This is a genomic window from Salinicola sp. CPA57, from assembly GCF_003206035.1.
Taxonomy (GTDB): domain Bacteria; phylum Pseudomonadota; class Gammaproteobacteria; order Pseudomonadales; family Halomonadaceae; genus Salinicola; species Salinicola socius.
This window is the reverse complement of record NZ_PZJR01000003.1, coordinates 195,424-222,353: the sequence shown is the minus strand read 5'-3', so window position 1 is coordinate 222,353 and position 26,930 is coordinate 195,424. Positions and strand designations below refer to the sequence as shown.

23 protein-coding genes are annotated in these 26,930 nt (G+C 62.3%); 5 read left to right on the top strand and 18 right to left on the bottom strand.

The window, feature by feature from the left end; genetic code table 11:
• The first annotated feature begins 215 nt into the window (after positions 1–215).
• Positions 216–3,722, top strand: a complete 3,507-nt coding sequence (gene rne, locus DOM36_RS03310) for a ribonuclease E (protein WP_110641345.1) — start codon at positions 216–218, stop codon at positions 3,720–3,722.
• 145 nt (positions 3,723–3,867) lie between these two features.
• Here the strand turns inward: rne and murB are convergent, their stop codons facing one another.
• The 7 genes from murB to DOM36_RS03275 form a co-directional block, all read right to left on the bottom strand.
• Positions 3,868–4,896: a UDP-N-acetylmuramate dehydrogenase gene (gene murB, locus DOM36_RS03305; protein WP_075570640.1), complete on the bottom strand. Its 1,029-nt coding sequence runs from the start codon at positions 4,894–4,896 to the stop codon at positions 3,868–3,870.
• Positions 4,896–5,390, bottom strand: a complete 495-nt coding sequence (locus tag DOM36_RS03300) for a low molecular weight protein-tyrosine-phosphatase (protein ID WP_110641343.1) — start codon at positions 5,388–5,390, stop codon at positions 4,896–4,898. The genes murB and DOM36_RS03300 overlap by 1 nt, the downstream gene beginning before the upstream one ends.
• Positions 5,387–6,172 carry a 3-deoxy-manno-octulosonate cytidylyltransferase gene (gene kdsB / locus DOM36_RS03295; protein ID WP_075570642.1) on the bottom strand — a complete coding sequence of 262 codons (786 nt, stop codon included), beginning with the start codon at positions 6,170–6,172 and terminating at the stop codon, positions 5,387–5,389. The genes DOM36_RS03300 and kdsB overlap by 4 nt, the downstream gene beginning before the upstream one ends.
• Positions 6,169–6,369: a Trm112 family protein gene (locus DOM36_RS03290; RefSeq protein WP_075570643.1), complete on the bottom strand. Its 201-nt coding sequence runs from the start codon at positions 6,367–6,369 to the stop codon at positions 6,169–6,171. Before DOM36_RS03290 ends, kdsB begins: the two co-directional genes overlap by 4 nt.
• Positions 6,370–6,440: 71 nt before the next feature.
• The gene (lpxK, locus tag DOM36_RS03285) at positions 6,441–7,502 is read right to left on the bottom strand and encodes a tetraacyldisaccharide 4'-kinase (protein ID WP_110641341.1); all 1,062 of its coding nucleotides are present in this window, start codon (positions 7,500–7,502) and stop codon (positions 6,441–6,443) included.
• Positions 7,499–9,238 carry a lipid A export permease/ATP-binding protein MsbA gene (gene msbA / locus DOM36_RS03280; RefSeq protein ID WP_110641339.1) on the bottom strand — a complete coding sequence of 580 codons (1,740 nt, stop codon included), beginning with the start codon at positions 9,236–9,238 and terminating at the stop codon, positions 7,499–7,501. The genes lpxK and msbA overlap by 4 nt, the downstream gene beginning before the upstream one ends.
• 79 nt (positions 9,239–9,317) lie before the next feature.
• Positions 9,318–11,597 carry a DNA internalization-related competence protein ComEC/Rec2 gene (locus tag DOM36_RS03275; protein WP_232823712.1) on the bottom strand — a complete coding sequence of 760 codons (2,280 nt, stop codon included), beginning with the start codon at positions 11,595–11,597 and terminating at the stop codon, positions 9,318–9,320.
• Between the two features lie 168 nt (positions 11,598–11,765).
• On the opposite strand from DOM36_RS03275, the gene DOM36_RS03270 reads away from it, so the two are divergent.
• Positions 11,766–12,296 carry a DUF2062 domain-containing protein gene (locus DOM36_RS03270; protein ID WP_075570647.1) on the top strand — a complete coding sequence of 177 codons (531 nt, stop codon included), beginning with the start codon at positions 11,766–11,768 and terminating at the stop codon, positions 12,294–12,296.
• Between the two features lie 165 nt (positions 12,297–12,461).
• On the opposite strand, the gene DOM36_RS03265 is transcribed toward DOM36_RS03270, so the two are convergent.
• Both DOM36_RS03265 and DOM36_RS03260 read right to left on the bottom strand, forming a co-directional pair.
• Entirely contained in the window at positions 12,462–13,187 is a 726-nt protein-coding gene (locus DOM36_RS03265) for an ATP-binding cassette domain-containing protein (protein WP_110641335.1), read from the bottom strand.
• Entirely contained in the window at positions 13,180–14,421 is a 1,242-nt protein-coding gene (locus tag DOM36_RS03260; protein ID WP_075570649.1) for a lipoprotein-releasing ABC transporter permease subunit, read from the bottom strand. Before DOM36_RS03260 ends, DOM36_RS03265 begins: the two co-directional genes overlap by 8 nt.
• 303 nt (positions 14,422–14,724) lie before the next feature.
• On the opposite strand from DOM36_RS03260, the gene DOM36_RS03255 reads away from it, so the two are divergent.
• The 3 genes from DOM36_RS03255 to DOM36_RS03245 all read left to right on the top strand — a co-directional run bounded on the left by DOM36_RS03255 (position 14,725) and on the right by DOM36_RS03245 (position 17,778).
• Positions 14,725–15,777 carry an agmatine deiminase family protein gene (locus DOM36_RS03255; RefSeq protein ID WP_110641333.1) on the top strand — a complete coding sequence of 351 codons (1,053 nt, stop codon included), beginning with the start codon at positions 14,725–14,727 and terminating at the stop codon, positions 15,775–15,777.
• A gap of 9 nt (positions 15,778–15,786) precedes the next feature.
• On the top strand, positions 15,787–16,686 hold the full coding sequence (locus DOM36_RS03250; RefSeq protein WP_075570651.1) for a carbon-nitrogen hydrolase: 900 nt from the start codon (positions 15,787–15,789) through the stop codon (positions 16,684–16,686).
• A 159-nt stretch (positions 16,687–16,845) separates the two neighbouring features.
• Entirely contained in the window at positions 16,846–17,778 is a 933-nt protein-coding gene (locus DOM36_RS03245; protein WP_075570652.1) for a DNA replication terminus site-binding protein, read from the top strand.
• A 137-nt stretch (positions 17,779–17,915) separates the two neighbouring features.
• Here DOM36_RS03245 and sthA read toward each other — a convergent pair whose 3' ends face one another.
• The 9 genes from sthA to DOM36_RS03200 form a co-directional block, all read right to left on the bottom strand.
• A complete protein-coding gene (sthA, locus tag DOM36_RS03240; RefSeq protein WP_110641331.1) occupies positions 17,916–19,307 on the bottom strand; it encodes a Si-specific NAD(P)(+) transhydrogenase in 1,392 nt (463 codons plus the stop codon).
• Positions 19,308–19,391: 84 nt separating this feature from the next.
• Positions 19,392–19,649 carry a (Na+)-NQR maturation NqrM gene (nqrM, locus tag DOM36_RS03235; RefSeq protein WP_110641329.1) on the bottom strand — a complete coding sequence of 86 codons (258 nt, stop codon included), beginning with the start codon at positions 19,647–19,649 and terminating at the stop codon, positions 19,392–19,394.
• Positions 19,646–20,701 carry an FAD:protein FMN transferase gene (locus DOM36_RS03230; RefSeq protein ID WP_075570655.1) on the bottom strand — a complete coding sequence of 352 codons (1,056 nt, stop codon included), beginning with the start codon at positions 20,699–20,701 and terminating at the stop codon, positions 19,646–19,648. The genes nqrM and DOM36_RS03230 overlap by 4 nt, the downstream gene beginning before the upstream one ends.
• Complete coding sequence (gene nqrF / locus DOM36_RS03225) at positions 20,698–21,930, bottom strand: NADH:ubiquinone reductase (Na(+)-transporting) subunit F (protein ID WP_110641327.1); 1,233 nt, start codon at positions 21,928–21,930, stop codon at positions 20,698–20,700. Before nqrF ends, DOM36_RS03230 begins: the two co-directional genes overlap by 4 nt.
• Before the next feature lie 77 nt (positions 21,931–22,007).
• Complete coding sequence (gene nqrE, locus DOM36_RS03220; protein ID WP_075570657.1) at positions 22,008–22,628, bottom strand: NADH:ubiquinone reductase (Na(+)-transporting) subunit E; 621 nt, start codon at positions 22,626–22,628, stop codon at positions 22,008–22,010.
• On the bottom strand, positions 22,621–23,301 hold the full coding sequence (locus tag DOM36_RS03215) for an NADH:ubiquinone reductase (Na(+)-transporting) subunit D (protein ID WP_075570658.1): 681 nt from the start codon (positions 23,299–23,301) through the stop codon (positions 22,621–22,623). The genes nqrE and DOM36_RS03215 overlap by 8 nt, the downstream gene beginning before the upstream one ends.
• Before the next feature lie 2 nt (positions 23,302–23,303).
• Entirely contained in the window at positions 23,304–24,083 is a 780-nt protein-coding gene (locus DOM36_RS03210) for a Na(+)-translocating NADH-quinone reductase subunit C (protein WP_110641882.1), read from the bottom strand.
• Positions 24,080–25,315 carry an NADH:ubiquinone reductase (Na(+)-transporting) subunit B gene (locus tag DOM36_RS03205; RefSeq protein ID WP_075570660.1) on the bottom strand — a complete coding sequence of 412 codons (1,236 nt, stop codon included), beginning with the start codon at positions 25,313–25,315 and terminating at the stop codon, positions 24,080–24,082. The genes DOM36_RS03210 and DOM36_RS03205 overlap by 4 nt, the downstream gene beginning before the upstream one ends.
• Positions 25,315–26,664, bottom strand: coding sequence for a Na(+)-translocating NADH-quinone reductase subunit A (locus DOM36_RS03200; protein WP_110641325.1), 1,350 nt, complete (start codon positions 26,662–26,664; stop codon positions 25,315–25,317). The genes DOM36_RS03205 and DOM36_RS03200 overlap by 1 nt, the downstream gene beginning before the upstream one ends.
• Positions 26,665–26,930: the final 266 nt, after the last annotated feature.

Sequence of the window (26,930 nt, the reverse complement as noted above, 5' to 3'; positions counted from 1 at the left end):
ATGCGCCACTCGACAAACGATCTTCGGTTCTTTCTCTTCGGGCTCCTGACGCGGGTTCGCACGTGTTACACGCTAAGCTCGTTCTGGCATACGCTGCGCTTGTTTGCCCTGCCGGGTCGCTTCACCCATGTGCGCGAGCACAGCACGACCGCTTGCGGTTCGTCGTCGCCGATTGCAGCACGCCTTCCACCGGCACGCTCAATTAGCGAGACCGTATGAAAAGAATGCTCATCAATGCGACACAGCCGGAAGAGCTTCGTGTCGCCCTCGTAGACGGACAACGCCTTTACGACCTGGACATCGAATCCGGTGCCCGGGAGCAGAAGAAAGCCAACATCTATCGAGGTAAGATCACGCGCGTCGAGCCCAGCCTCGAGGCCGCCTTCGTCGATTTCGGCGCGGACCGCCACGGTTTCCTGCCGCTCAAGGAAATCTCCCGAGAGTACTTCTCCAAGGAGCCGTCAGGCCGTCCGAACATCAGGGAAGTCCTGAAGGAAGGCCAGGAAGTCATCGTCCAGGTCGACAAGGAGGAACGCGGCAACAAAGGCGCAGCTCTGACGACCTTCATCAGCTTGGCCGGGCGCTTCCTGGTGCTGATGCCCAACAATCCTCGTGCCGGCGGCATTTCGCGTCGTATCGAGGGTGACGAGCGCAGCCAGCTCAAGGAAGCCATGGGCCAGCTGACGCTGCCCGACAAGATGGGCGTCATCGTCCGCACCGCGGGTATCGGCCGTTCTCCGGAAGAACTGCAGTGGGACCTCGACTATCTGGCCCAGGTGTGGGATGCGATCACGACCGAAGCGGTCAAGCGCCCTGCGCCGTTCCTGATCTATCGTGAATCCAACGTCATCATCCGCGCCATGCGCGACTACCTGCGCCAGGACATCGGCGAGGTGCTGATCGACAGCAAGGACGTGCACGAAGAAGCCCTGAGCTTCATCCGTCAGGTCATGCCGTCGTATCAGCAGAAGATCAAGCTCTATACCGACGACGTACCGCTGTTCTCGCGCTTCCAGATCGAATCCCAGATCGAGACTGCCTATCAGCGTGAGGTCAAGCTGCCCTCCGGCGGTTCGGTAGTCATCGATCACACCGAAGCGCTGGTGTCGATCGATATCAACTCGGCGCGCGCCACTCGCGGCGCCGATATCGAAGAGACCGCCCTGCAGACGAACCTGGAGGCATCCGACGAGATCGCTCGCCAGCTGCGTCTGCGCGACATCGGTGGTCTGGTCGTCATCGATTTCATCGACATGTCGCCGGCCCGTAACCAGCGTGACGTCGAGAATCGTGTGCGTGACGCACTCAAGCTCGATCGTGCCCGTGTCCAGATCGGCCGGATTTCGCGTTTCGGCCTGATGGAGATGTCGCGTCAGCGTCTGCGCCCTTCTCTCGGCGAGACCAGCGGCGTGGTCTGCCCCCGCTGTGACGGCCAAGGCACCATCCGCGACGTGCGCTCGATTGCGCTGTCGATCCTGCGCCTGATCGAAGAAGAAGCGATGAAGGAGCGCAGCGCTCAGATTCGCGCCATCCTGCCGGTCCCGGTGGCAACCTATCTGCTCAACGAAAAGCGTAACGTGCTTTCCGACGTCGAGCGGCGCCAGGGCGTCAAGGTTCTTCTGCTGCCGAATCCGGAGATGGATACGCCGCATTACGAAGTGCAGCGCTTCCGTGACGACCACGTCTCCGAGGACGGTGAAGAGGTCAAATCTAGCTTCGAGCTCCCCGTCGAAAGCGATCTGCTCAAGGAGCCGGAAACCACGCTTTCCAAGCCGATTCAGCGTACCCAGGCCGCCGTACAGACCGTTCAGCATACGGCCCCGGCGCCGGATTCGCTGCATAGGGAGCCGGAAGCGGAGCCCGAAAAGGCGCAACCGCAACCCGCGGTCGCGGCCGACACCGCTACACGAGCCAAGACATCCTCGACTCCCGCAGCGCCTCAGCAGAGCCAGAGCAACGGCGGTCTGATGCAGCTCTTCCGGGGGCTGTTCGGACGCCATCGGGTCGAGGAAGAGGCTTCCAAACCCACTACCTCCGGTCAGCCAGGCCAGGGCCAGAATGGCGGCAGCCAATCGACGGGGGCATCTCGTGGCGGCAGCAACGCCGGCAACGGTGCGGGTAATTCGCGTCCGACACGCGCCACGGCCCAGAAAGGCGACCAGCGAAACGATCGCGATGCCAACGCCAAGCGCAGCGAGGGCAATAGCAAGGCTGCCGACAATGCTCGCGGCGATGGCAATGCCCGCAGTGACGGTAACGCCCGCAGCGACGGCAATGCACGTAACGACAACGGCAACCGTCAGGGAAACAACCGCCGCCGCCGTGGTCAGGACGATCGTCAGAGCGGAAACGATTCGCGCAATGACAACCGTCAAAACCAGAATCGCCAACCGCGCCAGGACAATCGCCCGGACAACCGCGGTGGAGACAAGGGTGATAGAGCTGGCAGCGAGCAACGTAGTGGAGACGCTTCGACACCGGACAAGCCCAAACAGGCCTCCGGCACGGCCAAGCCTTCGCACGAGGAGACTCGCGATACGGCACCGGCCGCAGCGACAGAAACCGTGGACAGCAAGCCGAAGCGCACGCGCAACAATCCGCGCAACCGCTCGCGCAAGCAAGCGCTGAACCCGGCGGCGGTTGCAGAGCAGCAACGCCTCCAGGCTGAGGCGCCGGCGGATACCGGCTCGACCGAGACATCGCCAGCGTCCCCGCCGGCAGTTGATCCCACGGCCGAAGCCAAGGCGACTGACGAAACGAAAGCGTCCATGCCATCCAAGCAGTCTCAGGACGACAATGCGACGGCGGCAACGGCGGCAGCAGACAAGGCTGAGTCAACGCCCGCGAAGCAGTCGGTCGAAAAGTCGAAAGCGGTCGACAAGACCCGTGCCAAACAGACCGCCATGACGTCGAGCAAGACTGCCGACCCGGCGGAAACCGGCGCGCCGGACGCCGAAGCCTCCAAGGCGGTCAGCGACGATCCGAGGGTCGCCGCCGATGTGGCCGAGACGACAGCGGCCTCCGTCGAGCGCCCGGCCGAGACGTCTGAGGGTTCGCAGATCCACGGCGAGCCGCATGCCGAGGGCAAGACGTCCGAGACGTCCGAGACGTCCGAGACGTCCCTCGAGTCTGGTTCGACTCACTCCGATCCCGTTCAGGCAACGAGTGTCGCTCGTTCCGATCAGACGAACGATCGGCCGGCGCAGCGGGAAGCGCATGCTTCAGCGCCCGCGGAAAGCACTCCGCCCACGGAAGTTCCGGCAGCGTCCACCGAAGGTGCCATTCCTGATGAGCCAGCGGTGGCTCCAGCGGCCAAGCCCGTCGCTTCCGAGTCCTCCGCTACCCAGCAAAAGGACGCCACCAGCGCCGAGGAAGTTGTCGAGGGCAGCGCCGAGAAAGATACCGTGGCACCGCATGAGAAGGCGGAACCGATGTCCACCGAGCCTGCACAGCCCCAGGTAGAGCCGACAACGGATGCGGAATCGGCGCAGCAGATGCCCACCACGCCTCTTCCCGAACAGGCAGAGACCCGTGGTGAGCAGACGGCGGATGCGACTCCCACCAGCGCTGAATCCAGCGACACTGCACCGGAACCCAAGGCGCCCGACGCCAGCGTTTCCGTGGCAGAGAGTGACGGCGAGCTACGTCGATCGCGTCGCCGCAGGGCCCACAACGACCCGCGTGAAAAGCGTCGCCTCGAGTCCGGCCAAGGCGATAGCTGATAGCCTAGAGCCGTTGCGCTAGAAAGCGAAAAGCCCAGACAATCGTCTGGGCTTTTTCTTGGTCCCTTGTCGGCAACCACGGGAATCTCGGGTCCGGCGCTCCCCCCTTCAGCACTGATTAACAGCGGGCGGTCGTGACCTATCCTCACCTTTCGCCAACACAGCGGGGCTCGCGTTCCAGCGTCACTGCGAAACGCGCATGAACCGCGTCGACGATCCTGCCGGCGAATGCCAGAAGCTCCGCCAGCACTCCACCACCGAAATGGACCAGCACCAACGCTTGGCGATCATGAACGCCAAAAGCGCCCTGGCGGTATCCTTTCAATCCACATTGATCGATCAACCACCCCGCTGCCAGCTTCACTCGGCCATCAGCCTGCGGATAGTGCGGCATCGCTGGAAACTCCGATAACAGCCGGGAAGCCTGGGAGCCGGAAACGAGCGGATTCTTGAAAAAACTGCCGGTATTGGGCAGATCAGAGGGATCGGGTAGCTTTTCGCGCCGAATGGCGCACACGGCCGCGAATACCTCCCGCGCGCTTCCCGAGACGCCAACGTGCTGACTCAGCGCGCCGTAGTCGAGCCTGGGTCGAGGGCGCGAAGACAGCGTCAGGCCGAGCCGGGTAATCACGACCTGATTCGCCAGCTCGCGTTTGAAAATGCTGTCGCGGTAGCCAAGCTCGCACGCCTCGCGATCCAACCGATGGGACTTGCCATCTCGACGATCCACCAGCTCGACCCAGTCGAGCACATCTGCGATCTCGACACCGTAGGCACCGATATTCTGAATCGGCGCAGCGCCGACTCGCCCGGGGATCAGGGCCAGGTTCTCGATCCCCCACAGCTCGCGCTCGACACAGGCCTCCACCAGAGAGTGCCAACCCACCCCGGCGCCAACCTCGACATGAACCGCATCACCGGCCCCTGACGAGAAAGCTATCTCGTCGATGTCCGCGCAAAGTGTCAGCCCTCCGATCCGGCGTGGCAGCAACAGGTTGCTGCCACCTCCCAGCACCGTCAGATCCCAGCCCCGCTCATTGGCCAACTGCAGACCTTGCCCGACATCACGTTCATTTCGCGCTCGCCACAAGTACTCGGCTAGACTCGGCAGCGCCATCGTGTTGGCGTGAGACAGATCCTGATCGGCCTCGAGAGTCGAGAAAACTTCCCGCATCAGCCGAGATCCAGGCGCTGCCGCAGCGACACCATCAGACCATCCACGGCGAGCTCCAGCTGATCCAGGACCCGTTGAAATCCTGTCTCGCCTCCGAAATAGGGGTCAGGGACATCGTCATCGGGCCGACCGGCATACTGCAGCAATCGCGATACCCGAGCCCGGCTATCCGTCGGTTTCAGCGCAAGCACGTGCTTCAGATTGTCGCTATCCATCACCAGAATGTCGTCGAACCGACTGAAGTCCTCTGCGCTCAATTGTCGCCCCCGCAGTGCGCCAAGATCGACACCTCGTTCGGCGGCAGCCCGGATCGCCCGCGGGTCCGGCGGCTGGCCAACGTGCCAGGCGCCGGTGCCGCAGGAGTCCACCGCCACGCGGGTGATCATGTCAGCTTCATCGAGACGCTTCCTGAGCATGCCTTCGGCCGTCGGCGAGCGACAGATGTTGCCCATGCAGACGAACAGGATTCGCCACTCGGGAGCTGAATCGCTCATGCCTCGCTCCGCGTTGCCGCCCGTGACGCAAAATGCTCACGCACCCGTTCCAGATCTTCCAGGGTATCGACGCCACCGGGTAGCGATGAAGTGACGGTTGCCACCTGAATGAGATGGCCGTACTGCAGCGCTCTCAACTGCTCGAGCTGTTCGAGCTGTTCCAGCGGTGCCGGCTGCCAGTTGACATAGTCGGCCAGAAACTGGGCGCGATAGGCATAGAGACCGATATGGCGAAGCCAGGCATCCGTCTCGAGCAGCGTCGGCGGCTGGGTCTTCCAGGCGTTGCGATCCCAGGGGATGGGCGCCCGCGAGAAGTAGAGCGCACGCCCGGTCAGATCGGTGACGACCTTGACCACATTGGGATTGAACAGCGTCTCCACGTCATGGATCGGTTCCGCCAACGTCGACACGGAAGCCCGATCGTCCGATGCGAGCCGCTCGGCCACGAGGTCGATCGCACTGGCCGGCAGCAATGGCTCGTCACCCTGCACGTTGACGACGATGGTCTCGGCAGGCAGTTCAAGCTTCGCAGAAACTTCGGCCAGACGATCGGTTCCCGAAGGGTGATCGGCCCGCGTCATCACCACCTCGGCGCCGAAATTTTCGGCGGCCTGCTGGATCCGGGCATCGTCGGTCGCGATCACGACACGCGAGGCGCCGCTGTCGTTGGCCCTCATCCAGACGTGCTGAACCATGGGCAGACCGTCGATCTCCATCAACGGCTTGCCCGGAAGCCGGCTGGATCCGTACCGAGCCGGAATCACTACCACGAATTCATTCATGGGGCCGGTGCTGCCTTACCGAGTTTTTCCTCGGTCGACATGGCCCGGGCTTCGCTCTCCAGCATCACGGGAATCCCGTCTCGGACCGGGTAAGCCAGGCCACTGATCGAGCTCCTGAGCTCCTGGCGCTCGCGATCGTAGGTCAGTTCACTATGGCTGACCGGGCAGATCAGCATCGCTATCAATTCCTTATCCATGAGCTTTCCTTATCAACGATTCCTGTATACGCAACTGCGCCCGATACACCGGTGCGCGCGAAAGTCTATCGTCATGATCGCGTCATCGGCCTCTCCGCGCCAGCGGCAAGCGCGTCGATCCAGGATCGCGACCAGCCGTCGACTTGCTCGGCCCACCACGTGACGAAGGCCGGTTCGGGCGTCGCCTCGACATCCAGCACCCAACAGCGCTGGTCGGCAAAGCCCGCGCATTTCACCGCATCCTTCGCGGTCATCACCACAATCGTCGGCGCATCCGGCAGATCGGCAATGGAATAGCGATGATGATCGCCGAACGCCAACCCCTGGTGTGGCACACCCAGTGTGTCGAGCGTGTCGAAAAACCGCTGGGGATGACCGATCCCGGCCAGCGCGACCACGGGGGCATCGACCGCGAACGGCAACGGCTCGATCGGGTAGCGCGCACCACTTGCCAGATGGCGCCATGCCGTCGGCGCCAGCGTCATCGAAAACCGTGGAACCCCTTCGCCGTCAGTACCGGCAAGCGATGCGACGCCGCCATTGGCGATCAGCGCATCGACCTCGGCCAGACGCCCGAGCGGCTCTCGCAGCGGCCCACGCGGCAGGCAGTGGCGGTTGCCGAAGCCCCGCACACCATCGACGACGACCAGTTCCAGCGCCCGCCCCAGGGCATAATGCTGCAGGCCGTCATCGGCAATCAGGATATCGCACTGCAACTGTTCGAGGAGCCAGCGTGCAGCCTGCGGGCGATCGGGGTCGACCGCCACGGGCGCCCCTGTCTGCTGCGCGAGCATCAACGGCTCATCACCGCTCTGCGCCACCGGCGTGGTGGACGTGACTGCAAGCGGATAGGATTCGGCCTTGCCCCCGTAGCCCCGAGACACGATACCCGGCCGCCAACCATTGTCGCGCAACCAGCGGACCAGCCACGCGACCAACGGAGATTTACCGGTTCCGCCCACCGACAGATTGCCCACCACGATCACCGGAACCGGCGGCTGCCAGACGTCGCGCCGACCGTCACGGTAGGCCTGGCGTCGGCGCTTCACGACATGACGATAAAGCGCCTCCAGGGGCGCCAGCAGTACCAGCCAATCCGCCCCGCGATACCAGGCGCGTTCGATCGGCGTCACGTCTCCTCCTGGAACTGCAGTTGATGCAGGGAAGCGTACGCCCCGCCCTTCTCCAGCAGCTCGGCGTGAGTTCCGTTCTCGACCAGGTTGCCCTGTTCCATCACCACGATGCGATCGGCGCGCTCGATGGTCGATAGCCGGTGGGCGATGACGAACGTGGTACGACCTCGGCACACCACCTCCAGCGCGCGCTGGATATAGCGCTCGGACTCGGTGTCCAGTGCCGACGTTGCCTCATCCAGAATCAGTATCGGCGCATCCTTGAAGATCGCACGCGCTATCGCCAGGCGCTGGCGCTGGCCACCGGAGAGCATGACACCGTTGTCACCGACCCGCGTATCGTAGCCTTTCGGCAGCTGTTCGATGAACTCGTGGGCGTAGGCCGCCCTGGCCGCGGACTCGACCTGTTCCCGACTGGCCCCGGGAACGCCGTAGGCAATATTGTCGGCGATGGTGGTGTTGAACAGGGTCACCTGCTGGGAGACCAGCGCGACCTGCTGACGCAGCGGCGAAAGCTGATAGTCCTGAATATCGACATCGTCGACCAAAATACGCCCCTCGGTCGGCCGGTAAAAGCGTGGCAGCAGCCCCATCAGCGTCGACTTGCCGCTCCCCGAACGTCCCACGATCGCGACCATCTGCCCGGCCGGCACGTCGAGATCGATTCCCTTGAGCACCTCGGGCTGGTCCTCGTCGTAGGCAAACCTCACGTCCTCGAAACGGACGTGACCTGCCAGGCGCTCCGGCAGACGCTGCCCTTCGTCCAGTTCCGTCGGGCGGCTCAGCAGACCGAAAAGTTCCTGCGACGCCGACAGGCCTTTCTGGATGATGCTGTTGACATCGGTCAGCGAACGAATGGGCTTTGCCATCAGCGAGGCTGCGGTGATGAACGCCACGAACTCGCCCGGCGTCATCGCATTCATCAGCTCAGGCGCCATCGCCAGCCACACCAGACCGGCAAGTGCCAGCGCCACCAATAGCTGAATGATCGGGGTGCTGGTCGCCTTGGTCATCGCCTCCTTGATGCTCTGTTCGCGATTGTAGTTGCTCGCCGCCTCGAAGCGACGCTTCTCGTACTCCTCGGCGCCGTGGGTGCGCACGACCCGATAGCCGGAAAGGGCCTCGGACGCGACATGCGTCACTTCGCCCATGGAGTTCTGAATACGTCGGGAGATCTTGCGAAAGCGTTTACTGGTGTAACGCACTACCAACCCGATCAGCGGGGTGACGCCCATGAAGATCAGGGTCAGAAGCCAATTGGTCCAGAACAGATAGCTGATCAGGCCGATCACGAACAGGCCTTCTCGCAGGATGGTGGTCACCGCATTGGTGGCAGCGCCGGTAACCTGCTCGACGTGATAGGTCACTCGCGAAATCAGATGCCCGCTGGAGTGCATGTCGAAGAATCGACCCGGCAGATGCAACATGTGATTGAAGACGTTGCAGCGCAGCCGATGCACGACGTTGCGCGATACGTTACTCATGAAGTAGGTGCCAAGAAACGTCCCGACGCCGCGAGTCGCGAACATGCCGATCACGAACAGCGGCAGGAAGAGGCGAAACGAGGCATCGGGGTTCTGTATGCCGTCGATCAGCCGCTTCATCATCTCTGCCAGTGCCGTACTCGACGCGGCGTAAATGGCGTAGCCGACGACCGCCAACGCAAAGGAGCGCCATTCCGCACGGACGTATTCGAGGAGACGTCGATAGAGCGCCCAACTGGAATCTCGTGACACGGTAACTCCGTTCGACTGGAAAAGGGTCCGGCGCCGAGCGCCATGCAAACCGAGGAGCCAAGATGCGACTCGGGCGCATTCAGGGGCTGGATTCTACCCCAACATCCGCGCCGTCGACAGCCGACCGGCGCGACCAGCCCGGGTGACGCTGTGTGAGGACGTCGATGCCGGCCGCCGACAGCGTGACACGAACCGCACCGTCATAGGCCGTGTTCCAGACTTGGCTGCCGACATCGATGAATCGCTGTACGACCACCGGCGCCGGATGGCCGAACGGGTTGCCGCGTCCGCTGCTGAAGATCACCTCGACGGGACGCGTGGCATCGACCAGAGCCTGGGAAGAACTGGTCGCGCTGCCGTGATGGCCGGCTACCAGCACGTCGAGCCGACGAGATCCCGGCAGCGCCGTTTTCAGCGCACCCAAGAATTCCCGCTCCCGATTTGCACTGGCGTCGCCCGTGACCAGCACGCGGCGCTCGCCCACCGTGACCAGCAGGACACAGGAGCGATCGTTGGCGTCCGGTGCGATATCACCGGCCGGCGGCGACAGGAACGTCCAGGAGACTCGCCCGTCGCGCCACCCTTCGCCTGCCACGCAGGGTCGAGATGGCAAGGCCAGATCGTTGCCGCGTGGCGCCCACCAGCGCTCGACTCGATGATCCTGGCGCAACGCAGCGACGCCTCCCGAATGATCGGTATCGCTATGGGTGACGATGACATCGTCGAATCGCTGACCCGCTGGCCACAGCAAACTGGCCGGCATGAACCCCGAGGCAAAACGGGGTCCGGTATCGACCAGCACCCGACGATCCCGGGTCTCGAGCTCGACCAACTGCCCCTGGCCGACATCGTAGACGGTGACGAGCAGTTGATCCCGATCCAGACTGGGTGCCTTGAGCACCAGTACGAGAATCAACAGCCCCGGGCACGTCCATGCCCGCGTCATCCGCGTTACGCCCGGCAATAGCCAGAGCAGGCCCCACAGCAGCAAGGCACTGGCGATCGGCCACCGCCACCAGGGCTCCGGCGTCCACAGCGGCAGGCTATCGGCAGCGAGTGCAAAGATATAGGCCAATGCGTTGGCCAGGTGATCGAAAGGCCACCAGACCCAGCTTGCCAGCGATGGCCAGGCACCGAATAGCCATCCTGCGAAACCGAGCGGCACCATCAGGCTGCCTACGAGAGGAACCGCGAACAGATTGATCAACGGCGCCAGCGGTGACAATCGACCGAAGGCGAGCAGCACCGCCGCCGCCATGATCGGTGCCAGCAGCCATTGACTGCGCAGCAGCGCGACGGCCCAGCCTTGCCAGCCGGAGGGACGGGGCCGGCCCGACCAGGCCAGAATCAGGACGGCGACCGCGACGAAGGACAACCACAACCCAGGACGCCACGGCGCCAGGGGGGCACTGACCACCACCAGTGCGAGGGCCAGCCACCAGGCCTGCCACCAGCCGGGGGCATGACGACCGCTGGTCGCCCACAGGCCGATCGCCGCCATGATCGCCGCGCGTACTGCCGGCGGTTCAAAACCCGCCAACCCTGCGTAGGCAAAGGCCGCCAGCCCCGCACCCAGCCACGGCCAGACCGTCATCCGCCAGGAAAAAGGCTGCAGCCATCGCGACAGACGTCTCAGCAACCACAGGGCAAGCGCCGCAACGAGACCGATGTGGAGTCCCGAGATGACCATCAGGTGAGTCGTTCCGGTCGCGTTCAGCAGATCCCAGTCATCGTCATTCAGACGTTCACCGGCGCCTAATGTCAGCGCGGCCAGCCAGCGTTTGCCGCGAGGCGAGATGTCGACGAGATCCAACTGCTCAAGCGCTCTCTGGCGCAACGAGAACGGGGCAGCCGCGATACGACGGGGCGAACCGTCCCGAACATAGCCAAGCGCCTGAATGCCTTCCCGCCACAGCCATCCGCCGTAATCGAAGGTGTCCGGGTTGGCGAACCCCAACGGCTGACGCAAGCGTGCGGTCAACCGCCAGCGCTCGCCCGGCTCGAGCGTCGGCGCGCCGTACCAGGACAGCCTGAACCGAGTGCCGACAGGGCAAGCGTCGGTAGCGACCATGGCCTGACAGTTGTCCACCTCGAAACGGAAACGCGCCCGGCGCTGGTCGACATCCAGCGTCAGGACACGCCCCGTCAGAATGAAGTCATGTCCGGCGAGCGATGCCGGCAATATCCCCGCACGCTGCTCGCCGACGCCATACAGGCAAACCAGGAACGCCAGTACCGTCACAGTGCCCCATAGCGAACGTCGCCATAGCGCGAGTGCTAGAACGAAGGCGACCGGTATCGCGAGCAAGGCCGCGGATAGCGCACTCCCACCCTGGTAACCGAAGAACGATCCTGCCATCGCCGCCATCGCCATTGGCGCCGCCCAGCCCGTTCGCCTCGTCAATGCCGAGCCGAGCCTTCCGATGTCAGCGACCGACAACGCCGGAACTCCTGATAAACCGACTTAACATGGCGGGGCCTTGGGGTTGTATGGATAATGGGCCTTCTTCGTTCAGCGAGCGGCCTCATGTCTCGTCGATGGTTACAACGCTACATTCCCAGCCAGGAGAGGCTTCAGCGCACTCGCTCTTTGCGTTTCATGCACCATATGCTGGACGATCCGGCGATGTGGGTGCTGTCTCGCCATAGCGTTGCCAACGCTTGCATGGTCGGCCTGTTCGCAGCCATGCTGCCGATCCCCTGTCAGATGCTGCTGGCCGCTTTCGGCGCCTACTGCTTTCGCGGCAATCTCCCCCTGTCCGTCAGCCTGGTCTGGCTGACCAACCCGCTGACCATGCCCGTGGTGTTCTATTTCAACTACCGTGTGGGCGCCTGGGTCATGGATTACCCCGCGCGCGCGGTACCGGATCACATCACCACGATGTGGATCGCAGAACAGATGGCTCACATCATTTTTCCGCTGGCGGTCGGCTCGGTGATCGTCGGCCTCGCGCTGGCTTTCGTCAGCAATGTTCTGGTTCGGCTCATCTGGCGCTGGCAGATCTCCCGCAGCTGGCGAAGACGCGCGAAACGCCGCCAGCGTCGACAGAAACACTGATCCTCGACCGACGCCTCTCTCCCGACACCGCGCTCTCGCTTAGCGTCTTCACTTTCGACATTCACGGCGCAAAAAAAGCCGCCCTGGAGTCTTGATCGTCCAGGGCGGCGCCAGCTTTAGGTTTTGAGAAAACTCTCAGGTTTCGCGGAAACTACCCGTGCCCGGTCACACCGCGTTGATGGCGGTCAACCGCCCTTTGTCCAGGCGCATGGTGCGATCCTGATGGGCCGCCAGCGACATGTCGTGGGTGACCACCACGAATGCACAGGCGGTGGTCGCGGCCAGTTCGTCCATCATCGCGAGAATATTGGCCGCCGTGGTCTGATCGAGATTCCCGGTTGGCTCATCCATCAGCACCAGGCTGGGATCGGTGACCAGCGCCCTGGCGATGGCAACACGCTGGCGTTCGCCGCCCGACAGCTCGCCGGGCTTGTGGGCACCCCGCGGTGCCATGCCGACGCGATCCAGCAGTTGCTGCGCCTTGTCGACGGCGACCTTGCGGCTCTGCCCGCGAATGATCAGTGGCAGGGCGACGTTTTCCGCCGCGGTGAACTCCGCCAGCAGGTGGTGGAACTGATAGACGAAACCGATATAGCGATTCCGGAAACTGCCCAGCGCCGCCTCGCCCAGCCCCGCCAGCGACTGCCCGCCGATGACGACTTCGCCCCCGCTGGGATCATCGAGACCGCCCAGCAAGTTGAGCAGCGTGGTCTTGCCCGAACCCGAACTTCCGACGACGGCCACTCGCTCTCCCGCACGCACCTGCAGATCCAGGTGGTCCAGAACCGTGACATCCTGCGGTCCTTCGCTGTAGGTCCGCGTGAGCTGGCGGCAGTCGAGCATGATGTTGTCTCCGCTGGCGGACGATGACCTGAAATTGAATTCACTCATAACGCAGCACCTCGGCCGGCTGAATGCGCGCCGCTCGCCAGGCCGGATAGAGCGTCGACAGGAAGGTCAGCCCGAACGCGCTGGAGACGATCACGCCCAGGTCACTCATTTCGAGCCGCGACGGCAGATAGCTGATGAAATAGACATTGGGATCGAGGAACTGAATGCCGGTGACGGCCTGCACCCAGGCGATGATGTCGGATACCGTCAGTGCCAGGATGACCCCTGCCACGACGCCGATCACGATACCGATGATCCCGATCGCCAGCCCCTGGACGACGAAGATTCCCATGATCGATGTCGGCTTGGCACCGATCGTTCGCAGAATGGCGATGTCCGCATGCTTGTCGGTGACCACCATGACCAGCGTCGAAACGATGTTGAACGCGGCCACGGCGACGATCACCATCAGCAGCAGGCCGATCATGTGCTTCTCCATCTGGATCGCCTGGAACAGGTTGCCATGGGTATAGGTCCAATCCATGCCCCGGTAACCGGACCCCAGATTCGAGACGATGTCCCGCGTCACCGGCCCGGCCTTGAACAGATCGTCGAGTTCCAGGCGCAGACCGTCGACCTTGTCGCCGAGGCGAGCGAGGGTCTGCATATCCTCGATATTGGCGTAGGCCAGGTTGGCGTCCAGGTCGGCACCGACCTTGAAGATCCCGCTGACGGTGAAGCGCTTCAGGCGCGGGAATACCCCCCCCGGGGTGATCGACGCCTCCGGCACCAGCAGCGTCACCCGATCGCCGACGCCGACGCCGAGATTGCGCGCCAGCAACGAACCCAGCACGACGTGCCAACTGCCGGGAGAGAGCTCGTCGAGCGTCCCCGCCTGCATGTGCTGGTCGATGATCGAGACATGGCGTTCGTACTCCGGCTGAACCCCGGTGACCATGGCGCCCTGGGTGCGCCCGCTGGCCGAGAACATGCCCTGCTGCTGCACGTAGGGAGCCGAAGCGACCACGTCCTTGTGCTGGTCGACCTTCTCGGCCAGCGCCTTCCAGTCCTGCATGCCGCCCTGCTGTTCGATACGCGTATGGGGCACCATGCCGAGAACACGGGTGCGCAGCTCATGATCGAAACCGTTCATGACCGACAGCACCAGGATCAGAACGGCGACTCCCAGCGCCAGTCCCAGCATCGAGGTTAGCGAAATGAAAGAGATAAAGTGATTACGTCGTTTGGCCCGAACGTATCTCAGGCCCACCAGAAAGGGTAAACGGTCGAGCATCAGGTTGGATTCCTTGTCAGCAGCGGCTCATGTTACGGGTTTTGTCGGTTCCGGAAAACGCCCGTTTGCCGAGCGATTTGCCGCTTGCCAGTCACCTCGCTCACGCTAGACTGTCACTCCGTCCAGGTTTGAGAGGCGGCTAGTGGAAAAACGCGGTGAAACTACCGATCGCACCTGGTGCCGAGAACGCCGATCCTCTGCTTGCATCGCCACGATCAGGCCCTACAATGCCGCGTCCTCGCCATCGACTCTCACGTACATCGGCCCTCACGCACATCGGCCCTCACGCGCAATGGAGACACCATGACCCTGCGTCTGTTCCCCGAATGGCAGCCGCAAGATGCCATTCAACTGACCTGGCCGACACCGACCAGCGACTGGGCGCCGTTGCTCGAGCATATCGAGGCGACGCTGGAAGCGATGGTCGTGGCTATCACTCGTTACCAGCCGGTACTGATCGTCGTGCACGACGAGCGTCAGCGCGAACGTCTGGCCACGCGGTTCGTCGCCCTGGGCGTGACTTCGAGGCGCTTCCATCTGGCGCTCGCTGACAGCGATGATAGCTGGGCGCGAGATCATGGCCCGATCGCCGTCGAGCGCGACGGTCACCTCCAACTTCTGGATTACGTCTTCACCGGCTGGGGGGGCAAGTTTCCCGCCGAGCGCGACGATGCGCTGACGCGAACGCTGGCAGACCAGCAAGTGTTCGCAGCCCCGGTAGTCTCTCAAGCGCTGATTCTCGAGGGCGGCGCCATCGACACCGATGGCGAAGGTACCCTGCTCACCACCAGCGCCTGCCTGCTCAATCCCAATCGCAATCCCGATCTCGACCGCGATGCTATCGAGACCTGCCTCAACGAACAGCTGGGTGTCTCGCGCGTACTGTGGCTCCACAACGGCCATCTCGAGGGCGACGATACCGATAGCCACATCGACACGCTGGCGCGGTTCTGCGATCCGGCCACCATCGCCTACGTCCGTTGCGACGATCCCGAAGACCCGCACCACGATGCCTTGACCGCGATGGAGACCGAACTCAAGGCCCTGCGCCGCGAGGACGGTTCGCCCTATCGTCTGCTGGCACTTCCCTGGCCCAAGGCCTGCTTCGACCCGGAGGACGGTCATCGTTTGCCGGCGACCTATGCCAATTTTCTGATCATCAACGGCGCGGTGCTGGTGCCGACTTATGGCGACGCGGCCGATTTCCGGGCACTCAAGGTGCTCGACGATGCCTTCCCCGGCCGCGATGTCGTACCGATCGACTGCCGCGCGGTCATCCGCCAACATGGCAGCCTCCATTGTCTAACCATGCAGCTGCCGCGCGGTTCGCTGAACCCCGCGCTCTTCCCCCAGTAAGGAGAGACGATGTCCAAGACGCTCAAAGTCGGTCTGGTACAACAGCAGGCCTGGCCGGAAAAACAGCGCAGCCTCCAGGCCAGCGAAGCCGGCATTCGCGAGCTTGCGGCCCAAGGTGCCGAACTGGTTCTGTTGCAGGAGCTGCACGCGACCCACTATTTCTGCCAAAGCGAAGATACCGCCCTGTTCGATCTCGCCGAACCGCTCGACGGCCCGACCGGACAGCAATTGGCCGCGCTCGCGCAGGAGCTCGACATCGTCATCGTCGGCTCTATCTTCGAGCGTCGTGCCGCCGGGCTCTATCACAACACCGCGATCGTGCTGGATCGCGCCCGGGGTCGTGTCGGCTACTATCGCAAGATGCACATTCCCGACGATCCCGGCTTCTACGAGAAGTTCTACTTCACCCCGGGCGACGAGAACGCCACCCAGGGTTTCGAGCCGATCGACACTTCCGTCGGCCGCCTGGGCGTGCTGGTGTGCTGGGATCAGTGGTATCCGGAAGCGGCGCGATTGATGGCACTGGCGGGTGCCGAGCTGCTGCTGTACCCCACCGCGATCGGCTGGACGCCTTCCGACGACATCGCGGAAAAGCAGCGTCAGAAAGATGCCTGGACCCTGATCCAGCGCTCGCACGGCGTCGCCAACGGCTTGCCGGTCATCGTCGCCAACCGGGTCGGACACGAACCCGATCTGTCCCGGGTCGGCGAAGGTATCGACTTCTGGGGCGGGAGTTTCGTCTGCGGTCCTCAAGGCGAACTGCTGGCGCATGGCGGTGAGGAGAGTGAGAATCTTCTCGTCGAGGTGGATCTGTCGCGCAGCGAAGACGTTCGGCGTATCTGGCCCTATCTGCGGGACCGCCGGGTAGACGCTTATGGCGACCTGACGCGCCGCTACCGCGACCGCTGAACCCGCATCGTCGCGGCGGCACAGATGGCGACCGCCGCGACTATCCTGCAGGTCGAGATGTCACGCTCTGGATGACAGGCCGATCTCGTCTTCCCTGTGGCGGTAGACAAAACTCTCGGGATAACGGTATAAAGTAGCGTTTATGGATAGAGGCCACACATGGAACTACAGTACCGCTTGCTGGCCGAGCTGGAATCCGACTTCGACCATCTGATCGATGCCGTCGAACACTTGGCGGCCACCTACGCCGACGATCCGACGCCTGCCTGGGCGCTGGGCGAGACGGTCATCGACGCAGACTGGCTACGCCGGGCGCTGACCGACTTCTGGTATCAGGATGGCCAGGATGGCCGCGAGACGCGCAATTACATCGGCGTGATCGTTGCCGGGGCGGTGCTGATGGAAGCGGTCGAGGCCGTCAATCTCGCCAAAGCCCGCTTTGCCTCGACGCTGAAGCGGATCCGCCAATCCGCTCCCCGGCTGATTGCTGAGATCAAGGCCGTACTGCCTTTCAGGCATCCGGTTCTGCACGACCACCTGCGTGGTCAGGGGCTCGCGCGGCTGCATCTCAAGCAGTGCTGGCGCCAGATCCCGGTCGCCGACGCTGCGCTTTCTCGGGTCAGGCTGGCCTGGTATACCAGCGGCCGCTCGATCAAGCGTGTGAGCGTCGCCGATGCCGAAGCCCGATTGAAGCAGATGGATCTGTCGGCGGCGCACATTCAGATTCAGCTGCGCCAACTTGCCGACATCCCGGATGGCGAGCCACTGGCGCAGATCCAGCAACAGGCACCGGTGATGCGGGCCAACCTGTTCTTCCGCGAGGCGCTGGCGGACGGGCGGATGCGACGCGCCATGAACCTGCCCCTGCCGCTCTTCATTCCCGATCCGGCGCTGAAGCTGCCGCATCTCAACGATCCACCGGTACGCCCGCCAGCGACGCGGACCCGCGCCCGGCGCTCCGATCAGCGACTCGAGGATGACGTGTTCCTGAAGAGCCTGCGCGTCTACCGCTATCGTAATCCCGCACTGCAGATCGCGCTCGACAAGCAACGCGAACAGGACGCCGCCAGCAGCGAAGACTCAGAAGTCTGAGCCGTGCCCACCCCGATGGCGCGACATGAATGGCCAGCGTCAGCCATCCTGCAAAAGCGAGACGTCAGAAACGCCGTCGCCCCGGATCGCGAAGCCTCGATGGGCTGCAGATCCGGGGCGAACGACGTTCAGGCCATTCAGAAAAGTCGGTTCAAGCCGTTCTGGGCAGCGATGCGATAGGCCTCGGCCATGGTGGGATAGTTGAATGTGGTATTGATGAAGTAGCGTAGCGTGTTGGCCTCGCCCTTCTGCTGCATGATGGCCTGACCGATATGAACGATCTCGGAAGCCTGATCGCCAAAGCAGTGAATTCCCAGGATCTCCAGTGTCTCGCGATGGAACAGGATCTTGAGCATGCCGGCCGTATCGCCGGTAATCTGCGCCCGAGCGGTATCCTTGAAGAAGGCCTGAGCCACCTCGTAGGGGACTTTGGCTTCGGTCAGTTCGCGCTCGGTCTTGCCGACGGAACTGATCTCGGGAATGGTGTAGATCCCGGTGGGAATATCATCGACGAAGCGGAAATCTTCCCCGAGAAATTCATCGCTGGCGCTACGCCCCTGGTCGTAGGCCGCGCTCGCCAGACTCGGCCAGCCGATCACGTCCCCGACCGCATAGATATGCGGGATCGCGGTGCGATAGTGGTTATCGACCTGCAACTGGCCGCGGCCGTTGGGTTCGAGCCCGATGTTCTCCAGGCCGAGATCGTCGGTATTACCGGTACGACCGTTGGCCCACAGGAAGGCATCGGCACGCAGCCGTTTGCCGGATTCCAGATTGACCACCACGCCGGCCTCGTCGCCCTCGACGCTCCGGTACTCTTCATTGTGACGAATCAACACGCCGTAATTGCGCAGCTCGTAGGAGAGCGCGTCACTGATTTCGTCATCGAGAAAGGACAGCAGGCGCTCACGGGTATCGATCAGATCGACCTTGACGCCCAGCCCGGAAAAAATGGAAGCGTACTCCGAACCGATCACACCCGCCCCATAGATGATCAGTGTCCGCGGGGTGTGCGAAAGGCCGAGAATGGTGTCGGAACAGTAGATACGCGGATGACGGAAGTTGACGTCGGCCGGGCGATAGGGGCGCGATCCGGTAGCGATCACGAACTGCGGTGCGCTCAGTTCTTCCGCGCCCTCGTGGTTGTCCCGTACCACGACCGTATTGTCATCGCGAAAGCGCGCCACGCCAAAGAACAGATCGATGCGATTGCGGGAATAGAATTTGGTGCGCAGCTCGACCTGCTGATCGATCGTCACCCGAGACCGCTCGAGCACCTTGGGAAACGAGAACCAGCGGGGTTCACCGATATCGCGGAACATGCGGTTGGTATTGAACTGCATGATCTGCTTGACCTGATGCCGCAACGCCTTGGAGGGGATCGTCCCCCAATGGGTGCAGTTGCCGCCGACGGAGGATTGCCGCTCGACGATAGCGACACGCTTGCCGTGTTTCGCCGCATTGATCGCAGCGCTTTCGCCCGCGGGCCCCGAGCCGATGACCACGACGTCGTAATTGTGAACTGCCATGTGCTTCGCCTACTCCTTACCTGATGGCTGGTACGATCCGATTGGCTCGTGGCAACCGACAAGCGAACCCGGTGATACCCTCGGTCATCGCTTGACGGCGTTGTAGCCCAGATCCGCGCCGCGGTTCTCGTCGCTGCGTCGGCGTGCGCCGGCAATGTTCTTGCGGCTCTCTTCTTCGCAGACTTCGTCGTTCCCGCCGCAGATCTCGCATCCGCTCTTGAGCCCGAGCGTATTGAGGCCGCCGCAGGATCCGGCGATAGGCTTGTTTCCGAGGATGACGCCAATCGCCATGCCGGCTACCAGCAGCAGCATGATGGCAAAGGCCAGAATCCAGATCGTCATGACCGATCCTCCGTTTCCGAATCTTCGAGATAGCTCTGAAACGCCGTAGAAACGCGCGTTTCGAAGCCTTCCGGTGTTTTGACAACGAGATAGACCGCCAGGTTTTCTCGCTCCGCCATGGTATAGCCGGCGTCGGGACCCAATACATCGATCGCCGTGGCCAGAGCGTCGGCGGTCATGCAGTCGGACGTGATCACCGTCACCGAGACCAGATGATGCGTGATCGGCCGCCCTGTTCGCGGATCGATGGTGTGCGAGTAGCGCTTGCCATCGCTTTCGAAATAGTTGCGATAGTCGCCCGAAGTCGCCACGGCGGAATCGTCCAGCTCAATGATACGCTGCACGCTGCGTTCATTCGAGACCGGTTTCTCCACCGCGATGCGCCATGGCTGACCGCCAGGCTTGTCACCGCGGGTGCGGATCTCGCCACCGACCTCGACCAGGTAACGATCCACGCCGAGAGCATCCAGCGCTCGCGCCACCGCATCGACGCCGTACCCCTTGGCGATCCCGGAAAGATCGACATACACCGGTTTGGTCTTGGTCAGCGTGTTGCCGTCGAGCTCAAGTGCCTTGTAGTCGACCTCCTTCAACGCTTCCGCGATCTGGTCGTCGTCGGGGACGCGATCCGGATGCTTGTCCGGTCCAAAGCCCCACAGGTTGACGGCGGCACCCACCGTGACATCGAAAGCGCCGTCGGAAATATCGCCCACGCGGATCGCTTCTCGAACCACCTCCGCGGTCTGAGGGGACAACTCGAATGGCTGGCCGACCTCGGCCTGGTTGAATCTCGACAGCTCGGAGTCTGGCTTGTAGGTCGACATCAAACGATCGACGTCATGAAGCGCGTCCTTGACCGACTGTTCGATATCGGCGAGTTTCTCGTCGTCGTAGTCACCGTAGAAGGTGATGTGAAATCCGGTGCCGAAGATCGGCCCTTCCAGCCGATAGGATTGGGGATCGCGCTCGCACCCGGCCAGCAGTACGAATAGCAACAGGGCCAACCCCAGAAGGATCGGCCCCGTCACTCGGCGCTCAAGCCGCTCGATCATCCGCCGAAATCATCCAGCATGATGTTTTCGGGCTCGACACCCATGTCGGTCAGCATCTTGATCACCGAGGCATTCATCATCGGCGGCCCGCACATGTAGTACTCGCAGTCCTCCGGCGCCGGGTGATCCTTGAGATAGTTCTCGTACAGCACGTTATGAATGAACCCGGTGGGCCCTTCCCAGTTGTCTTCCGGCTGCGGATCGGAGAGCGCCAGATGCCATTCGAAGTTGTCGAACTCCTCGGCGAGCTGGTCGTACTCTTCGTTGTAGAACGTCTCGCGCCAGGAGCGCGCGCCATACCAGAACGACATCTTTCGCGAGGACTTCAGACGCTTGAGCTGATCGAAGATATGGCTACGCATCGGCGCCATGCCGGCACCGCCGCCGATGAAGACCATTTCGGCTTCGGTATCCTTGGCAAAGAACTCACCGAACGGCCCCATCACGGTCACCTTGTCACCCGGCTTCAAGCTGAACACGTAGGTGGACATCAGCCCCGGCGGATGGCTCGACTTGGGCGGCGGTGTCGCGATACGGATATTGAACTTGAGAATCCCCTTCTCTTCGGGATAGTTCGCCATCGAGTAGGCGCGAATCACCTCTTCATCACTCTTGTGGGAGATATTGAAAAGCCCGAAATTATCCCAGTCACCCCGATACTGCTCTTCGATGTCGAAGTCGGAGAACTTGACGTCATAGGGTGGCGCCACCAGCTGCACGTAACCGCCGGCACGGAACGCCACCTCTTCGCCTTCCGGCAACTTCAGGTTCAGCTCCTTGATGAAAGTGGCGACGTTGGGATTCTCGACCACCTCGCACTCCCACTTCTTGACCCCGAAGACCTCGTCCGGCACGCGGATCTTCATGTCCTGCTTGACCGGCACCTGGCAGGAGAGGCGCCAGCCTTCCTTCTTCTCGCGCAGCGTGAAGTGGGACTCCTCAGTCGGCAGGATCGAGCCGCCGCCGTCGCTCACCTGGCATTTGCATTGAGCGCAGGAACCGCCGCCCCCGCATGCCGAGGAGAGGAAGATGCCGTTGGCGGCGAGAGTCTGGAGCAGCTTCCCGCCGGCCTGCGTCGTCACGGTGTTGTCAGGGTCGCCGTTGATCTCGATCGCCACGTCACCGCTGCTCACCAGGCGGCTGCGTGCGGCCAGAATGACCCCTACCAGCCCCAGCACGATCACGGTGAACATGACGACGCCGAGCACGATGATGGATGTATCAACCATGTCGGGTTCCTATTTCCTTATTGCGTCGACGTCACTGCTGTGACGCCACGGAGCCTTGTTGGCGTCTGGGCCGAATGTCAAAGCTGAATGCCGGAGAAGGACATGAAGCCCAACGACATCAGACCCGCAGTGATGAAGGTGATGCCAAGCCCCTGCAGACTACCCGGCACATCACTGTACTTGAGCTTTTCCCGGATACCCGCCAGCGCCATGATCGCCAGGGCCCAACCGGCGCCGGCACCGGCACCGTAGACCACCGACTCCCCGAAGGAGTAATCGCGCTGCACCATGAACAGAGAGGCACCCATGATGGCGCAGTTGACCGTAATCAACGGCAGGAAAACGCCCAAGGCGTTGTAGAGCGAGGGAACGAATTTATCCAGAAACATCTCGAGGATCTGGACGATCGCCGCGATCACGCCGATATAGCTCAGAAGCCCCAGGAAACTGAGGTCGATGTTCTCGGCCCCTTCCAGTCCGGTCCAGCTCAGCGCACCCGCCTTGAGCAGGTAATTGAGGATCAGATTGTTCACCGGCACGGTGATCGTCAGAACGACGACGACCGCGATGCCCAGGCCGATGGCCGACGAGATCTTCTTGGATACCGCCAGAAACGTGCACATGCCAAGAAAGAATGCCAGGGCCATGTTCTCGACGAAGACCGCCTTCACGAACAGGCTGAGATAGTGCTCAAACATGAGAGGCCTCCTTGATCTTGGTCTTGCTGTTGGCAACGATGCGGTATTCGGTCTTCTCGATCTGTTCCGGATTGAGCGAACGCAATATCCAGATCAACAGACCGATGACGAAGAACGCGGACGGTGGCAGCAGCATCAGGCCGTTAGGCACGTACCAGCCGCCATTCTGAACCGTCGGTAGAATGGTCAGTCCGAACACGCTGCCGGATCCCAGCAGCTCGCGGACAAAACCGACGATCAGCAGAATCACGGCATAACCCAGCCCGTTGCCCACGCCATCGAGAAAGCTCATGACCGGGCCGTTCTGCATGGCATAGGCCTCGGCGCGACCCATGACGATACAGTTGGTGATGATCAGGCCGACGAACACCGATAGCTGCTTGGACATATCGTAGGCGTAGGCGCGAAGAACCTGGTCGACCACGATGACCAGCGACGCGATGATCGTCATCTGCACGATGATGCGGATCGACGACGGGATGTGATTGCGGATCAGCGATACGAACATGCTGGAGAATGCCGTCACCGCGATGACTGCAAGCCCCATGACCAGCGATACGCTCATGGAGTTGGTCACCGCCAACGCGGAACAGATCCCCAGCACCTGCAAGGCGATCGGGTTGTTCTTGAAGACCGGTGACAGAACGACGTCTTTTACGGAGTCCGTAGCCATCTTCACGCACCTCCTTGGGAATCGTCATGGAATCGAGCGAGGTACGGGGCGTAGCCCTCGTCACTCAGCCAGAACCGCAACATGTTGGTGACACCTCGACTGGTGAGCGAGGCACCCGACAGCGCATCGACTTCGTAATCGCCGCTGGCACCGCCCTTCACGAGTTGAATCTGAGGATCCTGGAAATCGCCGTCCTCGTAGATTTTCTTGCCATCCCACTTGGCCTTCCAGCGCGGATTGTCGACTTCACCGCCCAGCCCCGGCGTTTCCGACTGGTCGTAATAGGATAGACCGACGATGGTATTGCCATCGCCACGCACGGACAAGAAGCCTTCCATCAAGCCCCAGAGGCCTTGGCCGCGAATCGGCATGACGATCTGGTCCGGATCGTCGGGATCGCCGACCAGATAGACCGTGGAGTACTTCTCCTGCCGGCCGATACCCGCGATATCGTCGTCACCCGAGAGCGTGCGCGAAGTCGCCGGATCCCTGGCCGCATCGAACTGGTCGTAGCTACCCGGATCCAGATCCTGGGAATATTCACCGGTCTCGAGATCGACCACGCGCGGTGTGATCAGCTCGGCGTATTTTTCCTCGACGTCATCACCCGGCTTGTATAACTCGGTGACCTGGAGGATGTTGCTCTTGCGATCGAGCTCCTGGTTCTGCACCTGCTTGGGCTTCAATACCACTGCCGCGGACGAGACCACGACGGAGCAGATGACACAGAGCGAAAACGCGACGATCAGCGTTTTCTTGATCGAGTTGTTGTTCGCCATCAGACAGCCTCCTTCTCGGCGGGCGCAAGGCTCGCCAGTCGCTTCTGGCGCCGCTTGATGTTGGCCTGCACGAAGATGTGATCGATCAGCGGCGCGAACAGATTCGCAAACAGAATGGCCAGCATGATGCCCTCCGGGAATGCCGGGTTGACGACGCGAATCAGTACCGTCATCACCCCGATCAGTGCACCGAAGATCAGCTTGCCGCGATCGGTCATCGACGCCGACACCGGATCGGTCGCCATGAACACCATGCCGAAGGCGAAGCCGCCGAGGACGAGGTGCCAGTACCATGGCATGGCGAACATCGGGTTGCTGTCGGAACCGACGAGGTTGAACAGCGAAGCCGTCAGGATCATGCCGAGCATGACCCCCGCCATGATGCGCCACGACGCGATACGCGTCAGCAACAGCACCGCCGCCCCGATCAGAATGGCCAGCGTCGAGGTTTCCCCCACGGAACCCTGGATGAAACCGAAGAACGCGTCCCACCAGCTGTACTGCTGGTGCAGGCCCTCCATGCCATTGAGCGAAGCATTGGACAATGCCGTGGCACCGGTAAAGCCATCGGCCGGCACCCACACGCTATCGCCGGAAATCTGCGCCGGATACGCAAAGTAGAGGAAAGCCCGCCCGGTCAGTGCCGGATTGAGGAAGTTCTTGCCGGTACCACCGAAGATCTCCTTGCCGATCACGACACCAAAGGAAATGCCGAGCGCCACTTGCCACAGCGGAATGGTCGCCGGCAGCGTCAGTGCGAACAGCACCGAGGTGACGAAGAAACCTTCGTTGACTTCATGGCCACGCTTGACCGCGAACAGGACTTCCCAGAAGCCGCCCACGATGAACGTCACCAGATAGATGGGCAGAAAATAGGTCGCGCCCAGCACGAAATTGGCCCAGATGCTGCCAGGATCATGACTGCCCGCCAGCGCCATGGTCACCACTTCGCGCCAGCCCGCCATGGCACTGAATCCGTCAGCGATCGCCAGGTTGGCCTGGTAGCCGGCGTTGTACATCCCGAAGAACATGGCCGGGAACGTACAGGCCCAGACCGTGATCATGATGCGCTTGAGGTCGATGCCGTCGCGCACGTGAGTCATGCTTTTGGTGACGCTGGGGGGCGAATAGAAAATCGTATCGACCGCCTCGTAGAGGGCATAGAACTTCTCGTACTTGCCGCCCTTCTCGAAATGAGGCTCCAGCTTGTCCAGCGTGTTGCGAATCCCCATCATCAGGCCTCTTTCTCGATCATGGTCAGGTTGTCGCGCAGGATGGGACCATACTCGTACTTGCCCGGGCACACATAGGTGCACAGCGAGAGATCTTCCTCATCCAGTTCCAGGCAGCCGAGCTGCATGGCCGACTCGATATCGCCAACGATCAAGGAACGCAGCAGTTGGGTCGGCATGATATCCAGCGGCATGACCTTCTCGTAGGCCCCGATCGGCACCATCGCACGCTCGGAACCGTTGGTCGACGTGTTCGGCGCGTAGTTGGGCAGTCCCAGGAACTGGGAAACGTAGATCCCCATCACCGAATGACGATTGCGACCGGGCGACAGCCAGCCCATGAAGGCGCGCTTGTTGCCTTCCTCGAGCAATGAAAACTGGCGATGGAAACGCCCCAGGAACTGACGACTTCCCTCGCACTGCGTACCGCCGAAAATGGATCCGGAGATCACCCGCGTATCTTCCGGCTTCTCGATCTCGCCTTCGAGCAGCTCTTCGCTGCTGGCCCCCAGACGCGTGCGAACCAGGCGCGGATTCCTGGCCCGCGGCCCGCCGATCGCGACTACCCGGGTGGGATCGAAGCGCCCTTCGGCAAACAGCTTGCCGATGGCAATCACGTCCTGGCAATCGAGGTGCCATACCTGTCGCTGCAGACCGACCGGAGACAGGTAATGGATATGCGTGCCGACCAGCCCGGCCGGGTGCAGACCCTCGAACCCTTCGGCCCGAACGCCGTCCAGATCGTCACCCGGCAACTGCGCATCGCCACGACGGCTCACGAAGACCTTGCCTGGCGTCAGGTGACGAATCACCTGCAACCCCTGGCGGAACGCATCGCTATCAGCGTCGATGATGATCTTGGGGTCGGCCGCGAGCGGATGCGTGTCGATGGCCGTGACGAAGATGTCCGCCGGCACCGCATCGAGTTCCGGAACCCGCGAGAAAGGCCGCGTGCGCAGCGCTGTCCACAGCCCGGATTCGACCAGTTGATCGACGACCTGAGATCGCGAGAGAGAAGCCAGTCCGTCCACGCCGTGTGCCGTGTATGCCTCGCTCTGCTCATCCTCGTCGAGCTTGATGACCACCGACAGCAGGCGACGTTTCTCGCCGCGGTTGATCGCGACCACCTCGCCAGCCCCGGGAGCGGTATACCGGACCCCAGCCACTTTCTTGTCGGTGAACAGTACCTGGCCCCGCTTCACGCGATCGCCTTCACGGACCTCCATGGTCGGCTTCATGCCGACATAGTCGGACCCGAGCAACGCGACGTGGCGCACGGCGCGGCCCTCGTCGATACGCTGCTCCGGCGCCCCGGCAACGGGAAGGTCCAGGCCTCGTTTGACTTCGATCATAGTCTCGCCCAGTTGTCGAATCTGATGTCGATAAGGAAAAAGGTTCGACGGACGTCAGGCACGTCCTGGCTCCTGTCGCACGGCCGAGGAAAACAGCGCGGCCGCGGAAGCGCAGGAAAATGACGTCACGGCATCCGAATGCTTCTCTTATCAGAAAGGGTGACTTCCATGGCCCGGGACTTCGACGGGCCACGCGGAAAAACGCGCACCATTATAATGATGCGGGCCTTGGAAGACTACTCGCCGGCATGCCGAGCCGACCGTCG

Coding starts and splice junctions, on each gene's coding strand:
- rne (WP_110641345.1), top strand. CDS start 216: ATGAAAAGAATGCTCATCAATGCGACACAGCCGGAAGAGCTTCGTGTC.
- murB (WP_075570640.1), bottom strand. CDS start 4,896: ATGCGGGAAGTTTTCTCGACTCTCGAGGCCGATCAGGATCTGTCTCAC.
- DOM36_RS03300 (WP_110641343.1), bottom strand. CDS start 5,390: ATGAGCGATTCAGCTCCCGAGTGGCGAATCCTGTTCGTCTGCATGGGC.
- kdsB (WP_075570642.1), bottom strand. CDS start 6,172: ATGAATGAATTCGTGGTAGTGATTCCGGCTCGGTACGGATCCAGCCGG.
- DOM36_RS03290 (WP_075570643.1), bottom strand. CDS start 6,369: ATGGATAAGGAATTGATAGCGATGCTGATCTGCCCGGTCAGCCATAGT.
- DOM36_RS03275 (WP_232823712.1), bottom strand. CDS start 11,597: ATGGCAGGATCGTTCTTCGGTTACCAGGGTGGGAGTGCGCTATCCGCG.
- DOM36_RS03270 (WP_075570647.1), top strand. CDS start 11,766: ATGTCTCGTCGATGGTTACAACGCTACATTCCCAGCCAGGAGAGGCTT.
- DOM36_RS03265 (WP_110641335.1), bottom strand. CDS start 13,187: ATGAGTGAATTCAATTTCAGGTCATCGTCCGCCAGCGGAGACAACATC.
- DOM36_RS03260 (WP_075570649.1), bottom strand. CDS start 14,421: ATGCTCGACCGTTTACCCTTTCTGGTGGGCCTGAGATACGTTCGGGCC.
- DOM36_RS03255 (WP_110641333.1), top strand. CDS start 14,725: ATGACCCTGCGTCTGTTCCCCGAATGGCAGCCGCAAGATGCCATTCAA.
- DOM36_RS03250 (WP_075570651.1), top strand. CDS start 15,787: ATGTCCAAGACGCTCAAAGTCGGTCTGGTACAACAGCAGGCCTGGCCG.
- DOM36_RS03245 (WP_075570652.1), top strand. CDS start 16,846: ATGGAACTACAGTACCGCTTGCTGGCCGAGCTGGAATCCGACTTCGAC.
- sthA (WP_110641331.1), bottom strand. CDS start 19,307: ATGGCAGTTCACAATTACGACGTCGTGGTCATCGGCTCGGGGCCCGCG.
- nqrM (WP_110641329.1), bottom strand. CDS start 19,649: ATGACGATCTGGATTCTGGCCTTTGCCATCATGCTGCTGCTGGTAGCC.
- DOM36_RS03230 (WP_075570655.1), bottom strand. CDS start 20,701: ATGATCGAGCGGCTTGAGCGCCGAGTGACGGGGCCGATCCTTCTGGGG.
- nqrF (WP_110641327.1), bottom strand. CDS start 21,930: ATGGTTGATACATCCATCATCGTGCTCGGCGTCGTCATGTTCACCGTG.
- nqrE (WP_075570657.1), bottom strand. CDS start 22,628: ATGTTTGAGCACTATCTCAGCCTGTTCGTGAAGGCGGTCTTCGTCGAG.
- DOM36_RS03215 (WP_075570658.1), bottom strand. CDS start 23,301: ATGGCTACGGACTCCGTAAAAGACGTCGTTCTGTCACCGGTCTTCAAG.
- DOM36_RS03205 (WP_075570660.1), bottom strand. CDS start 25,315: ATGATGGGGATTCGCAACACGCTGGACAAGCTGGAGCCTCATTTCGAG.
- DOM36_RS03200 (WP_110641325.1), bottom strand. CDS start 26,664: ATGATCGAAGTCAAACGAGGCCTGGACCTTCCCGTTGCCGGGGCGCCG.